The organism is Coleofasciculus sp. A1-SPW-01, assembly GCF_040217205.1.
GTDB lineage: Bacteria > Cyanobacteriota > Cyanobacteriia > Cyanobacteriales > Coleofasciculaceae > Coleofasciculus > Coleofasciculus chthonoplastes_A.
In genome coordinates, this window is the sequence record NZ_JAVJNP010000129.1 from 26,247 (window position 1) to 41,972 (window position 15,726).

General features: G+C 45.0%; 12 protein-coding genes. 6 read left to right on the top strand and 6 right to left on the bottom strand.

The features are described from left to right. The first annotated feature begins 203 nt into the window (after positions 1-203). Positions 204-407 (top strand): hypothetical protein, encoded by a 204-nt coding sequence (locus RH949_RS20210; protein ID WP_006098999.1) that lies wholly within the window; start codon positions 204-206, stop codon positions 405-407. Between the two features lie 145 nt (positions 408-552). Beyond that, positions 553-948 carry a hypothetical protein gene (locus tag RH949_RS20215; protein ID WP_044205201.1) on the top strand — a complete coding sequence of 132 codons (396 nt, stop codon included), beginning with the start codon at positions 553-555 and terminating at the stop codon, positions 946-948. Positions 949-1,018: 70 nt separating this feature from the next. Here the strand turns inward: RH949_RS20215 and RH949_RS20220 are convergent, their stop codons facing one another. Beyond that, positions 1,019-1,213 (bottom strand): hypothetical protein, encoded by a 195-nt coding sequence (locus tag RH949_RS20220; RefSeq protein ID WP_006098826.1) that lies wholly within the window; start codon positions 1,211-1,213, stop codon positions 1,019-1,021. A 605-nt stretch (positions 1,214-1,818) separates the two neighbouring features. Between RH949_RS20220 and RH949_RS20225 the strand changes: the two genes are divergently transcribed. The 3 genes from RH949_RS20225 (at position 1,819) to RH949_RS20235 (ending at position 6,833) form a co-directional block, all read left to right on the top strand. Then, positions 1,819-2,193 carry an STAS domain-containing protein gene (locus RH949_RS20225; RefSeq protein WP_006098962.1) on the top strand — a complete coding sequence of 125 codons (375 nt, stop codon included), beginning with the start codon at positions 1,819-1,821 and terminating at the stop codon, positions 2,191-2,193. Between the two features lie 257 nt (positions 2,194-2,450). Next, entirely contained in the window at positions 2,451-5,123 is a 2,673-nt protein-coding gene (locus RH949_RS20230; protein WP_006098932.1) for a TIGR03960 family B12-binding radical SAM protein, read from the top strand. Positions 5,124-5,555: 432 nt separating this feature from the next. Continuing rightward, positions 5,556-6,833: a SufS family cysteine desulfurase gene (locus RH949_RS20235; RefSeq protein ID WP_446355663.1), complete on the top strand. Its 1,278-nt coding sequence runs from the start codon at positions 5,556-5,558 to the stop codon at positions 6,831-6,833. A gap of 41 nt (positions 6,834-6,874) precedes the next feature. On the opposite strand, the gene RH949_RS20240 is transcribed toward RH949_RS20235, so the two are convergent. Continuing rightward, positions 6,875-9,673 carry a UPF0182 family membrane protein gene (locus RH949_RS20240; protein WP_446355665.1) on the bottom strand — a complete coding sequence of 933 codons (2,799 nt, stop codon included), beginning with the start codon at positions 9,671-9,673 and terminating at the stop codon, positions 6,875-6,877. 498 nt (positions 9,674-10,171) lie between these two features. Between RH949_RS20240 and RH949_RS20245 the strand changes: the two genes are divergently transcribed. Continuing rightward, the gene (locus tag RH949_RS20245) at positions 10,172-10,372 is read left to right on the top strand and encodes a tetratricopeptide repeat protein (RefSeq protein ID WP_446355705.1); all 201 of its coding nucleotides are present in this window, start codon (positions 10,172-10,174) and stop codon (positions 10,370-10,372) included. 569 nt (positions 10,373-10,941) lie between these two features. Here the strand turns inward: RH949_RS20245 and rfbB are convergent. From rfbB to RH949_RS20265, 4 genes are all read right to left on the bottom strand, one after another. Further along, complete coding sequence (gene rfbB / locus RH949_RS20250) at positions 10,942-12,015, bottom strand: dTDP-glucose 4,6-dehydratase (protein ID WP_006099073.1); 1,074 nt, start codon at positions 12,013-12,015, stop codon at positions 10,942-10,944. Positions 12,016-12,140: 125 nt separating this feature from the next. After that, positions 12,141-13,502 carry a TonB family protein gene (locus RH949_RS20255; protein ID WP_446355667.1) on the bottom strand — a complete coding sequence of 454 codons (1,362 nt, stop codon included), beginning with the start codon at positions 13,500-13,502 and terminating at the stop codon, positions 12,141-12,143. A gap of 64 nt (positions 13,503-13,566) precedes the next feature. After that, the gene (locus RH949_RS20260) at positions 13,567-14,820 is read right to left on the bottom strand and encodes an RNA-guided endonuclease InsQ/TnpB family protein (protein ID WP_446355669.1); all 1,254 of its coding nucleotides are present in this window, start codon (positions 14,818-14,820) and stop codon (positions 13,567-13,569) included. 147 nt (positions 14,821-14,967) lie between these two features. Next, the gene (locus tag RH949_RS20265; protein WP_446355671.1) at positions 14,968-15,702 is read right to left on the bottom strand and encodes a precorrin-2 C(20)-methyltransferase; all 735 of its coding nucleotides are present in this window, start codon (positions 15,700-15,702) and stop codon (positions 14,968-14,970) included. Positions 15,703-15,726 lie beyond the last annotated feature (24 nt).

Here is a 15,726-nt window from a genome sequence, read left to right on the forward strand (position 1 = left end):
GCCAATGTTGCGGTACTGATGATCGAATCTGGCAAAATTTGCTATAATTTCCAAAACTAATCTGAATGATTAGTTTTAATAATAGTGTTGGTTAATTTGTCAGATAGGATAGAATTGTGTTTCAAGTTCTCTACCCCCTCATTCAGGCGATTCAGCCTTTACTCATACCCTTGTGCTTTTGTCTAGCGTGGACAATAGTAATCATGAGCCTAGTAACAGTCGGGTTGGCGATTAAAGACGGTGTGGCAAATGCTAAGCGTATGCATCAAATCCCTTGTAGCCACTGTCAATTTTTTACCAACGATTATCGTCTCAAATGTACCATTCATCCGTCTGTTGCCAATTCGGAACAAGCGATTAATTGTCGAGACTATTGTGCAGCTAATCAGAGTATAACGCTGAATTAGCCCAAGGTTGTGGACGTGCCTATAATAAAATAATTCTAAAATGCTGTAATCCTTGTTAGTATTGGATTACGGCAAATACTTAAGGTTATCCCCTCAGATTGAGATTCAACCGAGGGGTGGTTTTTATGAAAAATATTGTGACAAAATGAGCATTATTCACACTCACCAGATCGTTTGTTTAGAATACGCAACACGCCACTTATACGCTGAAGTGATTGAAGTCGTTGAATGGCGGCAGATTTGCTGGTTGCGCCCTTTGATGCTAGCTGTAACCCCAAGTGAGAATGAAGATATAACCTCGGTTCTGCCTCAATCTCTCAGATTGTATGATTTGCGTCAAGGACCTGACATACTTTGGCCCACAAAGTTTTTACGACTGGTTTGGGATACGGAGGTCATTCCTCTATTAGCACAACTGGAAGACTTACATTGCCACCCAAAAGATAATTCTGATACTCGCCATCAACTTGCTGATTTCATTGCTGAAGTTTGGCAAACCTATCCTCAGGAGTTTGAGTCATCCATGAAATCAACTCTATAGGGTAATCTAAAACTGGCTTTTGGCACTTACAAAAATTTCCCGTCTAGCTGGTGATAATTAACGTAACGCTCTAAACACTAGGAACTAAGCGGATTCTGCCCGCATCCATCTCAGCCATTAATAATTCAAGGGCTTCGTAATCAGCATCGGAAATATATCCTAGGCGAGTTAATTCGTAGTTAATTTCATTCTCTATATCAGGAGTTAGTTGCCTGATATAAAGCGCTCTTTCGACTAAATGGCGGATAACGTAGGTGGTTTTCACTCTCTTATTACACAGAATTCCATACTAGATCAATTCTCTGAGGAATTGCTAGGCGAGAGCGTGATTCTAATCTTTTTTTTTGGTGATCTATATCACTGTTATTTGGCAAGAAGTCGTATAATGAATTGATTCGATAACTAAGCCAACAGTTTGCTTAAGCCGCTGAAAAAGGAGCAATTATAACAGTTTATAGCAGATCAGTCCTTCTTGGGTAATCGATTAGCGTATTTGATTATACGAAAAATTGTTAAGAAGGTAAAATAAATGCTAAAACATGATTCATTTTATTCTCTACCTGAAGGAAGATGCCACAGATAGGCTATTAATTATAGATATAAAGCAACTGGTATTAAGGATCAACATTTCGTGCAGCAGGAATTGTGGGATATGACTTTGGGCTAAGTGTTCATTATTCAGTATATTAGGCGACAAAACTTAATCTTTTTTTACGGAACACTAAAAACCGAAAGAAGGAAAATCCCCGACGAAGGAAACCTTAACCCGTTGTTAATGAACACTTGTAGCAGATTGGAGAATTGACGCGCTATCTTTAGGTGGATTCTCTAATCCAATGTCTTAACCTATACAACTCTGAGGAGTGAGCTATGGCAATCGCAACTTTAAACTCCAAATTATCAATCGTTAGACCAACGGGTCAGGTTAATGCCTCTAATGCGGTTGAATTGGATCGGCAACTGAAATCAGCTATTTTGTCGGAACGCTATTCGACGGTGCTGGTGGATATGCAGCAGGTAGAAACCCTTGACAGTGCTGGCTTGGGTGTATTGGTATCAGCATTGCGTTTAGCGCAACAGCGAAACCAGCGCTTTAGCCTTTGCAGTGTGGGGGATTCGGTTCGGATGATTTTTGAGCTAACTCAACTGGATCAAGCTATGGAAATCTTTGAAAGCTATGATGCGTTCTTGGCAACCTTGGCAGCTCAAGAAGACAGCCCAAGACGGACAATGGCGTATGCTTAATCCTTTGGCATTAGCTAGCTCAAACGCTCAGTAGTGTTCCCTGATTAACTCTGTCAAGCAGATGTCCCTGATATCGAGAAAGTAGAACAATATCATAAAGTAGGTGAATTGTACACTCCCTGAGCGAATTCATTTTTTCTTTTGGGAGACAGTTACAGGACTATTGTCTAGTGACTATTGGGCATTATTGCTAGTCTTCTGTAAGATAGATGAGTTGTAAGGGTTAACCGCACTCGATTCAGAGGGGCAAGGTTGTCATGACGATCGCACCAGAGAAACTACTGACCAAAGACATCATCAAACCAGCCCGCTACCTGGGAAACGAGTTAGGCGCTGTTCATAAACCCTGGGACACGGCTAAGGTGCGCTGGGTATTAACCTACCCAGAAGTCTATGAAGTGGGTGCATCTAATTTAGGACATATTATTCTCTACAACATCCTAAACACTCAACCTCGACAACTTTGCGATCGCGCTTACTTACCTGCGCCGGATTTAGCCGCGAAATTGCGGGACACTCAGACACCTTTGTTTACAGTCGAAAATCGGCGATCGCTCACGGATTTTGATATCCTGGGATTCAGCCTCAGCTACGAACTTGGGGCGACAAATATCCTAGAAATGCTCTCCTTAGCCCAAATTCCTCTCACTTGGCAAGAACGGGCAAATCACAGCATTACAGAAATTCCCCTCATTTTTGCTGGCGGACAAACCGCGACATCCAACCCAGAACCCTACGCCGACTTTTTAGACGTTGTGGCGCTAGGGGATGGGGAAGAATTACTCCCCGAAATTGGTTTAGTTATTGAAGAAGGCAAAGCCGCCGGATTAACTCGCACTGAATTACTCTTAGACTTGGCGCAGATTCCGGGGGTTTATGTGCCACAATTCTACGACATGGCAGAGGATGGTTCAGTTCATCCCAATCGCCCCGATGTGCCAGCGCGGATTTTGCGGCGAGTCGCTACACCAATACCAGAATATTCTATTGGACTCGTTCCCTATATCGAAACCGTTCATGATCGGCTGACGATTGAAGTTCGGCGTGGCTGCACCAGAGGATGCCGTTTTTGTCAACCGGGAATGCTAACCCGCCCCGCCAGAGATGTGGAACCCGAGAAAGTCGTGGATGCGATCGCAAAGGGAATGGGGGCGACGGGATATAATGAGTTTTCCCTGCTTTCCCTTTCCTGTTCCGATTACCTGTCCCTACCCGCCGTGGGATTGGAAGTAAAGAATCGTCTCAAAAATGAGAACATTTCCCTGTCTCTCCCCAGCCAACGGGTGGATCGGTTTGATGAGAATATTGCCAATATTATCGGTGGTACACGCAAAAGTGGGTTAACCTTCGCCCCAGAAGCCGGCACCCAGCGGATGCGGGATATTGTGAATAAGGGATTGACGAACGAAGAATTGCTGCGGGGTGTGAAGACAGCGTTTGAGCAAGGGTGGGATAAAGTTAAACTCTACTTTATGATTGGCTTGCCCGGTGAAACCGATGCCGATGTGATCGGGATTGCTGAAACCGTGAGGTGGTTGCAGCAAGAATGTCGGGCATCAGGGCGTAAGCGGTTTGGCTTTAATATCACGATTTCTAACTTTACTCCCAAGCCACATACACCATTTCAGTGGCATTCGGTGTCTACGTCTGAGTTTATCCGTAAACAGGAATTATTACGCGATGCTTTTCGTCGGATTAAGGGTGTTAAGGTGAACTACACCGACGTGCGAATTTCGGCAATGGAAGACTTTGTGGGGCGCGGTGACAGACGCTTAGGGGCGGTGGTGCGTCGCGCCTGGGAATTGGGTGCGGGAATGGATGCCTGGTGGGAAAGTTTAGATAAAGCGTTTGCCGCTTGGGAAGGTGCGATCGCCGAATCTGATCTTACCTGGAAATATCGCCAAATCGAAAACGGCGAATGGAATGTGTTTGATGGTGCAACCCTCTCGCACTCAGACGGGGCGGGTTTAGTTGCATCTGGGTATAAAGCAAAGGATAGTTGTGAAACCCGCCCCTACACCCTTTCCCCCTTACCCTGGGATCATTTGGATACCGGGATTGATAAAAACTGGCTAATCGAAGACTTACAACGCGCCTTAGATGCGGCAACTGTACCGGATTGTGCCTTTGAGGGTTGTTCTCACTGTGGGATCTGTGGCACGGATTTCGGTCATAATATTGTCTTTGAACCGCCGCAAATTCCCGAATTTACAGGTCATTTTAAGCCAAATCAACACAAAGCGCAGCGGTTGCGGGTGTGGTACGGTAAGGTGGGCGAAATGACATTAGTCAGTCATTTGGATTTAGTCCGGTTATTTGACCGCGCCGTGAGACGGGCATCGTTACCGATTACCTTTACTGGCGGATATCATCCTGGACCTCGGATTATGATCGCGAATGCGTTGTCATTAGGGATGTCGAGTAGTGGCGAGATAGCCGACTTTGAGTTAACCGAGTCGATGGATGTGGCGGAGTTTCAGCAACGGCTTGCGGATCAGCTTCCGTCAGATATCCCAGTTTATCAGGTTGAAGAAGCGGATTTAAAAGTGCCAGCGACAACCCGACTCTTAGAGAAAGCGGAGTATCGGCTTGAGGTGGTAAGCGAAGCGGGATCAGCATCGCCGCAACAGTGGCAAGATTGGGTTAATCAGGTAAATCAGGCTGAGGCGATTTGGCTAGAGAAGCGCACCAAGTCGGGGAAGAAGAAGTCGGTGAATTTGCGCGATCGCTTATTTGAGTTAGAACTGATAGAGGTGAAAACAGACACCCCATCTCAATCGGCTGTGCTACGGTATGTTGGCAGTTGTCGGAATGATGGCACGCTGTTACGACCTGAAGATATCATTTATATGGTAGAGCAGGTAGGGCAACAGGAATTTCAGTTATTGCACAGTCATCGACAACGGCTCATTTTAGGTGAGGCGATTTAACCTAGGATTAATAGCACTGACTTAAAGCCCCGACACCCGCCCGGAGTTCAAACTCCGGGCTAAAAGCTCAAGTCCACTAAAGTGGACTAAAACTTTTAATCCGAATGGTAAGCTGTTCGGCATTTAAACCTTAATGTCAATAATGGCGAAAGCCTTGTAGTGCGTTTAGCGAAGCCATGCCGCAGGCTTTGCATCTTGCTCGCTACTAATACCCAATTTAAATGCATGACAGCTTACTAACTTAAAGCTGATAGATATTCGGCATTTAGATTGGCATACCTCAGAAGGCAACGGGCAAAAGGAAACAGGGAATATTGGCTATTTTTCTGAGAAAATGATACTTAATTTATCATTTTCTCCCTTGGATTTCATGCCGATAAAGATGAAAATTGATCTAGAACAATATACAGACAATTTTCAATCTGGATTCCTATGATACTTACAACAGAACAACACCTTGCCGCCAAAGTTCGGGCTGACTTCCCGATTTTGCAAGATAAAATAAACGGTAAACCTTTAGTTTACCTGGATAATGCCTCAACCTCCCAAAAACCTTTACAAGTTCTTAAGACTTGGCAGAACTACTATGAGCATACTAACGCCAACGCTCACCGAGGCATTCATACCCTGAGTTCCAAAGCCACCGAAGCCTACGAAAACGCACGGCAGAAAATTGCTACATTTGTTAATGCCACATCTGCCCAAGAAATCATCTATACGCGCAATGCTACAGAAGGAATTAATTTAGTCGCCTCCACTTGGGGAGGGAAAAACTTACAGCCTGGGGATGAAATCATTCTCTCAGTCATGGAACACCACAGCAATCTGATCCCGTGGCAACAGATTGCCCAACGCACAGGTGCTGTGTTAAGATTTGTCGAATTAACCGACACTCAAGAATTTAACGTAGACCAGTTTAAAACTCTACTCTCCAATCGCACGAAACTGGTATCCATTGTTCATGTATCTAACACGTTAGGCTGTATTAACCCAATCCAAGACATTACCGCACTAGCGCATCACTATGGCGCAAAAGTATTAATTGATGCTTGTCAAAGTACACCCCACCTAAAACTTGACGTACAAGCGATTGATTGCGATTGGTTAGCAGCATCGGGACACAAAATGTGCGCTCCCACAGGGATTGGTTTCCTGTATGGGAAATTAGACGTTCTCAAAGAAATGCCGCCATTTTTAGGGGGCGGGAAGATGATAGCTGAGGTTTTTCTGGATCATGCCACCTATGCCGATATTCCCTACCGTTTTGAAGCCGGAACTCCCGCCACGGGGGAAGCGATCGCACTGGGTGCAGCCGTGGATTACCTCACCGCTATTGGTATGGACAAAATCCAGGCGTATGAACATGAACTGACTGCCTATTTGTTTGAGCAATTAAACACGATTCCCAGTATCACAATTTATGGTTCTAAACCCAACGCTGACGGCAGTGGTAGAGCGGCGTTAGCCTCATTTACCTGCGGAACAATTAACCCTTATCAGTTAGCTCAAGTTTTGGATCAGGCGGGTATTGCGATTCGGGCGGGTCAATATTGTACCCAACCCTTGCATCGGATTCTCGGTGTTCCTTGCACGGCTCGCGTGAGTCCCTATTTCTACAACACCCGCGAGGAGATTGATACATTTATCAGTGCTTTTAAAGAGGCGATTCCCTTTGTAATAGCGCTCCAATGTCCTAACGTATCCTCTTAGTGCTATAACAACAAAGATTCTGGAGTTCGGCTCAGGGAAGATTAATTTTGGTCGCCTGCTGACTTTCTCAGATCGGGTGCAGATTTTGGGGTTTGGTTCAATTGCTGTAAGATGCTCTCCAATTCTTGTTGGTATTGACCGTATTTTTGCCAATTGCCTTGACGCATGGCTTCCTGTGCTTTTTGATAGGTTTCCAAGGCGGATTGGGCGAGTTTGGAAACTCCTTCTTTTGGTGGAGCAGATGGTAGAGTCGGAGTAGTTTGTTGCACGTCTGCTTGGGTTTCGCCAAAGATAGTTGCTAAAGCTTCCTCTAAGGTTTCTTCCATAACCACTTCTTTCGCATAAGCAACAATGACCCGCTTCAATTCTGGAAGTTCACCTTGTTCAGCCCGCAGATAAACGGGTTCGACATACAGTAATGATTGGTCAATGGGAATCACTAATAAATCGCCGCGAATTACTCGCGATCCTTCCTGACTCCATAGAGTTAATTGTTGGGAAATTTGCGGATTTTGGTCAATGCGAGCTTCAATTTGCGAAGGACCATAAACGAGTTCTTGTTTCGGGAATTCGTACAGGAGTAATTTGCCATAGTTTTCCCCATCAGAACGCGCTGCCATCCACGCAACCATATTATCTTTATTGACGGGGGTAAACGGCAGAATCAAAATAAATTCGTGACTTGATGTTTCGGGTAAGCGCATAATCACATAATAAGGCAGCACGATCTGCTCATTCCCTTCATAAATTTCTGTGGGAAAACGCCACAAATCCTCCCGGTTATAAAATACTTGGGGATTATCCATGTGGTAAGACAGATACATTTGCGCCTGAATGGTGAATAGATCCAGGGGATAGCGGAAATGGGCTTTTACATCGGCTATAATCTCGTCTTGGGCGGTAAATAAGGTGGGGAATATTTTGCGATAGGTTTGCAGTACTGGGTCATCTTCATCAACAACCACAAACTGCATTGTCCCATTAAAGGCATCCACGACGACTTTAACTGAGTTGCGAATATAATTAATATCCCCTTGAGACATTTGGGCAATATCCCCATCTTGAGTGATCGCGCTAGCATTATTACTTTGGGAAACAGGTTCAGAATAGGGATAGCGATCGCTTATCGTATAGGCATCAATAATCCACTGTAATCTACCATCAATTAAGGTAATATAAGGGTCTTGATCAAACCGTAAAAAAGGTGCAACTTGGCTCACCCGTTCCTGAATCTGGCGATGGTAATGAATGCGGGAGGTGTTGGCAAAGTAATTAGAGATTAAAATTTTCAGATCGCCCAAATCATACGCATAAGCTAATCGTTGCCACAGTGAAGGAATCGGTACACCTCCATTTCCTTCGTAATTTGTGAATGCATTTGCATCGCCACGGGGATAGTCAAATTCTTGAGTTGTTGTCCCGGTAAAGATATAGGTATCGGTTTCTTCGCCGTAGTAAATGGCGGATTCATCGACTTGCAGATCGACTTTAGAAATTGGCGGAATATCTTGGATAAACAGTTCCGGTAAGCCATCCTCAGTCACAATATTTACCGGACTCATAACCAAACCATAACCATGGGTATATTTTAGCCGCTCGTTGACCCAAGTCTTAGCGCGATCGGGGACTTGGGCATAGACTAATTCCCGTGGTGAAAGCATCACCTGTCGGTAATTATCGTCAATCGTATAGCGATCAACATCGACATCATTAAATCGATAGTAAAGACGAATTTCTTGCAGTTGACGATAGGTACTTAATAACGGTCGATAATCCCACAAACGAATATTACGAATCGTGAATTGGTTGTCTTGCAACCCTTGGCGACTTAGCTGTCCTTCTGCTGGATAGTCTTGGGTAGGAACTTTGTCTAAATCGTAAGCTTTGCGCGTATAGGCGATATTATGTTCAATGTAGGGCTTTTCTTTTTCTAATTCATTCGGTTCAACAATAAAGCGTTGTTGAAACCAGGGAAAAAGACCAATAAAAACCAGAAAAGCAATCATATAAATCCCGATGCCATAGGTAGGTAAGGCAATATTGTTTTGCCAAATGGCTAGGATAAACGATAAGCCGAGCAGAAGGGAGATAACGCTCATAATCCAGAAGGCTAGACGTTGAGCATGAGCATCGGTGTACCCTGCACCATAGACGACACCATCAGCATTGTAGAGTAATTCGTAGCGTTCTAACCAAAAGCCGATCGCAATCACTAAAGCAATCCCAGCTAACAGTAAACTGAGATGGGTTTTTACATCTTTAGTCAGGAAATGTTGCCAGTATTGGTCTAACCGTATTGTGCCTTTCAATACATAAACCGCGATGGATAAAATCAAGCTCCACCCCAAGAGAGTCAACACCCAATTCTTCAACCCCTCATAGAATGGAAGCTGAAACAAGTAAAACCCAATATCATGTTGATAAATGGGATCGGTCAGATTAAAATCGGTGGCATTCAAATACTTTAATATCGTCTCCCAAGCCGATGCACTGGTTGTGGCGGCGGCTAAACTGATCAGGAAGATCACCACTAAGACAGCGGAATTGGCGATCGTATCGGTATAGTGGGCTAAATCACTGGCGTCTAGGAAACGAAACGCGCGATCGCGAGTTAGACGCTGTGCCATCCAATAGTTAAACCACAAGAATAGTCCGTAAATAATAAACGTTCCCACCCAAGCCATAATTTTCCAGGTGATCCGCGTCCAGAATACATCTGAGAAGTTAACCGAATTAAACCACCAGGCTTCTGTGAGAATGTGAACCAATGTTTGAGAGAAAGGTAAGCCGAAGATGACGACTAATAGAAAGCCGATAATAAATTTATTGGCTGATTTCATAATTGTTTACTGAATCCGTAAGCCATATTTTAACCCTAACACGAATGTTACGGACTAACCTAAGTTGAATGTCGCTGACTTAAGCGGGGTTCGTAGTAGGCACGAAGCGTGCCATAAGCGAGTCGAGCGCTTACTACAAACTCTAAAGTTAGTGCCATTCAACCTAAGTTCGTCGTTGCACTTCAGCGCTAAAAATCCTAGCATCGCCCACGACAAACCCATACGTCAGTGCTATTCTGCTGCAACATCAGGTTTCCAACTCACTGTTAAGGTATCAGCGCTCCTAATTATAGGAAAGAGACATCATTTTTCCCTCTAACAAACGGTAGAAAAATATTGGTATAGTGATTTTTTTGTCACATCACTACAGAGGGCGAGTTCTATAAAAGATATGAATTGACAAATGAACTATCAATATAAATTATCAATTGTACATAAAGATTGAGAGCTTTTATCAATAAACAACCACTTTTTAATTTTGATTAAGAACGACTAATAATTACTGACTTAAACCAAGTGCTTGAGATTAATCCCAACTACGCCCAAGCCTATTATCATCGGGGACTTACCCATGTTCAACTCGGTAATGAAGAAGAAGCGATCGCGGATTTCCAAAAGGCGGCAGATTTATCTAGACAACAGGGTGACATGACAATTTACCAAAATGCCCTTGACCAAATTCAACAGATTCAGCCGTAAAGAAGTATAGCGCTACGCGCTAGGCTTTCTTGCAATAGGCAATGGGCAATAGTGAAGAAAAACACTGACTCATCAAGGGATTGACCCTTCGACTTCGCTCAGAGTCAAGCGATTTAAATTTTTCTTTTTTTGTTCTAACGTGTGTGCGTAGTGCTATATATAGCAACCGCCATAGCGGTTAGGACACATCATTTATGTAGAGACGCGCCATGGCGCGTCTCTACAATGGTGCCGAAAGTCCTAATCGATGTGTCTACTGCTATACATCAGGTAAGGGTACGGCAATGCCGTACCCCTACGAGTGATAATTGATTCATACATAATGGAGATTGATCTCGCTGGTTGATACACCCTCCCTCAAGGAGTATGCTTCGCTAAACACACTACAAGGATTTCATCATTGTTGACATTAAGGGTTGAATACCGAACAGCTTAGTCCTCACCCAACTATCTGCAAACATCCTTTGCTGACAGGACTTACGCAGCTACACCACTTATGGGGGCAAAGGTGCCTTACGCTACGCTCTCCCCACCCTACACATAGAGGCTTTGTGTAAGTCCTAGCTGATTTAACCATAAATTTTTCGGTAGTAATCTTTATACTCCTTCGACAGCAACGGTTCCCACCAATCCCGATGGGTCAAATACCATTCAACGGTACTACGTAATCCTCCTTCAATGGTTTCTTGAGGCGTCCAACCCAGTTTTGCCTTAATTTTGCGAGCATCAATTCCGTATCGGCGATCGTGTCCCGGTCGATCTTTGACAAAAGAAATTAACTTTTTACTGGGAGAAACAGGCAAATCCGAGGCTAATTCATCCATAAGCTGGCAAACCATCTGAACTAAATCCAGGTTCTTGATTTGGTTATTACCACCAATGTTATAGGTTTCGCCGGGAGTTCCTTGGTGCAGAACTAAATCGATCGCCTGACAGTGATCGTTGACATACAACCAATCCCGCACATGCTGTCCATCCCCATAAACAGGTAAGGGTTGACCCAGCATGATGTTAATGCACATCAGAGGAATCAGCTTTTCCGGAAACTGATAGGGACCATAGTTATTTGAGCAATTGGTAATTAATGTGGGGACGCCGTAGGTATGATGATAGGCACGGACAATGTGATCACTACCCGCTTTAGACGCCGCGTAGGGACTGTTAGGCTGATAGGGTGTCGTTTCACTAAACAACGGGTCATTCGGACTCAAACTGCCGTATACTTCATCCGTAGAAACATGAAGGAAGCGATCGCTCCCTCGATCTCCCCGCTTTTTCCAATGCTGGCGAAAGGCTTCCAAGAGAGTGGACGTACCCAGAACATTTGTTCTCACAAATGCTTCAGGTCCCAAAATTGAGCGGTCAACATGGGATTCTGCTGCAAAGTGGGCAACGGTATCAATCGTCTCACTGCGAAGTAAAGCATCAACGAGAGTGCGATCGCAAATATCTCCCGCTACAAATCGAAAATTTTCTCGTCCCTCGACTGACTCTAGATTACGGCGATTGCCGGCGTAACTGAGCAAATCGAGAACAACAACTCGATCATCTGGGTAGCGATCGCACCAGTGATGGACGAAGTTGGAGCCAATAAACCCCGCTCCACCTGTTATGAGTATGCGGCGAGGTTCTCGTGAAGGCATAATGACTTGGGTTCCTTTTCGCGGTAATCTTAGAGCATATAATTCTAACCGTCGATCATCTTAACATCTGCTTGGAGCTCAAGGATGAGACGGGTCAAAAATTGATAGCGCCAGCCCGTCTGAGGCTAAAGTGTGGGTACAACTACGTCAGGTGGGTTGGAGGCTTCAGGGCTTTCCTCTGCTGGATTCGCTGATTCTTCAGGCTGGTCTTTTGGAGCCTCGGACTCTGAGGTTGTCTCTGATGGCGATTGTTCTCCAGAATTGACCGGATCACGATCAGACCTTTGCTGATTGGAAGAGGGAGAATTATTAGAATTGGATTCCTCAGACGCCTCCGGATTCTCAGGTTGGGGCGTTGGGGAATTAGAACCCTCAGGATTCTGATTCGAGGGTTCGGGAGGTGTTGGCTTCGGACAAACCTTGTCTTGACCGGAAAACTGCACAGAGACTTGGTATTCCTGTGGCTGATCAGTTCGTTCAAAACGCTGAGTGTTAACTCGTTCCTGTGCTTGTTGATCAAGAATCGAGTCGCCCGCCCCTTGAAGCAGTTGTAAATTCGTCGGTTTGCCATCAGTATTAACCGTAACGTTGTAAATGGCTGTACCGTTAAGCTGCTTCTGGCAAGCGGCTTTGGGAAACTCAGCAATCAATGTTCTTTGTTGGGGGGGCGAAATTTCTGCTTGATTGTCTGGATCATCAGAAGTACGACGTGCTATTTGATCGGGGGGGGTATTGGCATCGTCTGGTTTTAAGTTGGGTTCTTGCTGGGGGGGGTTGGTTGATGAGAGTTCCCCCTCTGGCGAAGTTTCTGCTTCTGTTGATTCAGGATTAGGTTCCCCCATAGCAACAGTTGGGTTCTTTTTCGGTTGGAAATCCTCTGGGGGTAGTTTGTTTATTTCACTTGCCAACTTATCTACTGTTGTACGACTATTGGGGTTTGAGGCTGAGGAACCATCATTCGGGTTGTTCGGATCGGGAATGGTCGGATTTAGTGGAGAAGCCGCCGCGACTTTCTTCACTAGATCCCGAAGTTCTTTTGCGCTCATGCGTTCTAGTCGATGTGGGGAAAATTTCGGATTCGATTCACCCGGAAGCACCGTTTGTCCTATCCGTTTCCGAGTCGAAGACGATGACGGACGTTGTGACTCTTGTGAAGGGGGCGTTGTCGAGGTTGTACCATTAAGGCGAAGAGAATCTTGGCGAGACAGAGGTGGCAGGGGTGGGAATGGCGATGTTAACGGTGTCTGCTGATAAATATAGGGGGGAACCGTTGGCACCGATAAATCGGGTAGGCGACTCAAATCGGCTTCGCTTAATTCCAACATTTGTACAGTTCGCCGTGTCGGTGGCGCTTCATTGGAAAAAACGGGGACATAAGAGGGTAAGGTTAGCCCCAAGATGACATGAATACCCACCGATGCTATTACCGCGATTCCAGTTGGCTGATTGAGTTTCTCGGAAACCGTTCTAAATAAGAGATTCGACATAACCGTTATCATTCTCTCCGTTGCGGGGTTGTCGGGAATTCTATTCGTTGTGAACTACTCAGGCTTACTTCGTTGAAGCCTGAGCTTCTGGTTTCGCTGGGGATTGCGTCAGCTTAGACTTACGCCCAAGCTTCGGTCTCACATCCCCTCCACCATCAGCAGTCCCAGTCCCTGAGACCGATAAATGTTGTTGAGCCTGTCGAAGCATTCTGACACCTTCCGCTCTAATATTTGCTGAGGCATTACCATCTCTATCATGATGAGTGCCACAGCTCGGACAAGTCCAACTCCTAACCTCCAAGGGCATCTCGTCTACCTGATAATGACAGTTTGAGCAGAGTTTTGAACTAGGAAACCATCGGTCAATCTCTACCAGTACCTTACCCTCTTTTTCGAGTTTGTACGATAGAAAATTGACAAACATTCCCCAGCCTACATCAGAAATTGCTTTAGCTAGTTTGTGGTTCCGAACCATGCCTTTAGTATTTAGACTTTCGACTACGATAACTTGGTTTTCGTCAACAAGCTTTCTCGATAGCTTATGTAAGTAGTCTTGACGGACATTACTAACTCGTTCGTGAACCCTAGCCACCAGTTTCCTGGCTTGATCTCGTGACTTGCTTCCTTTCTCCTTTCTGTCTAATTTCTGTTGCTTCCGCTTGAGGTTACGCTCATGCTTGGCTAAATGTTTGGGGTTATCAAACTTAGAGGTTTTAACCCCATCGTTAACAATGGCAAAATCCTTTAATCCCAAGTCAATCCCGGCAATTTTACCTTCACTTCGACTTGCGAGAGTGCTGACAGGAGGATTATCCCCTTCTACCTCGGTTAATACAGATGCAAAATACTTACCCGATGGCGTCATGCTAACCGTTACTGTCTTGATAGTTCCTTCAATTGGTCGGTGTATTTTAGTTTTGACTACGCCAACACGACCGGGAAACTTGAGGCAACCATCAACAACTTTAACCGACTGAGGATACTGAATGGATTGCTTATTCCTTTTAGCCTTGAACCTTGGGTATCTAGCTCTACCCTCGAAAAAGTTTTTGTAGGCAGCTACCAGGTTTAGTGTGGTAGCTTGCAAAACTTGAGAATAGCATTCAGATAACCATTCGGTTTCCTCCTGTTTCTTGAGCTTAGGCAAAAATGCGTTTAATGCTGAACGTGTCAAGCCTTTACCCGTTAACTGGTAAGTTTCAATGCACAAATTGAGTGCATAATTCCACCACCAGCGACTACAGCCAAAGTGTTGAGCTAGTATCACTTGTTGTTCAGTTGTCGGATATAGCCTAACTTTGATGGCTTGATGTCGCATCGCTTTCACCTCCTCTTACCACTATATACCATTTAAGGTAAGCAAGTCCTGAAGATGGGAAATTTCGTTCCTCAATTTCCCGCTGTCCATCCTCACCCTACTTCGCCCTTGGGTGAGGACTTCCGCGACGCCGTTAATAAAAATAATCTAGAGTCTAATTGAACTCAGGGATTGAGTAACATTGACAATCATGATCGAAAAGTAGGGTAATTTCAGCGTTGGGCGATCGCGTAAATCGTGATAAATCACTTGATCTGGTAGGGTAGCACGTTCGACTACCCAGGCGGTGTCCAATAATTGGCGGCGATGCAACACTTGCCATACCTGTTCATACACTGAACTCACTTTCATCAGGACTACGACATCCGCCCACTCTAAAATTGTTTCCAGTTCCTTTACATTATAGAGAGCTGGCAGCACCACCAAGCGATCGCGCTGTACCGTTAGCGGTAATCCTAACACTGAGGCGGCTGCCATGGGTGAACAAACGCCAGGAATCATTTGCACGACGGCGGTGGGTTGCTGCTGTTGTAGGGTTTGCGCCAAATAGGTAAACGTGCTGTAAAAACTGATATCCCCTTCACAAACAAACGCCACATCTTGTCCAATGTTTAGATAATGCCACACCTGTTCGGCAGCTTCTATCCACGCTTGGGTAAGAATGTCAAGGTCTTGCACGTAAGGAAATGTTAAGGGCAGTTGAACTTGTTGAGTGTCTAACCATTGCCCGACAATTTGTTGAGCCATACCCAATTTTCCCCTTACTCCCGCCGGAAACGCCACTACGGGTGCTTGTTTGAGGATACGTAGGGCTTTAAGCGTAATTAATTCGCGATCGCCTGGACCCACACTCAGACCGTAAAGCGTGCCAACTTGCCCCATGATTATTTGTTACGTTTGATTAAA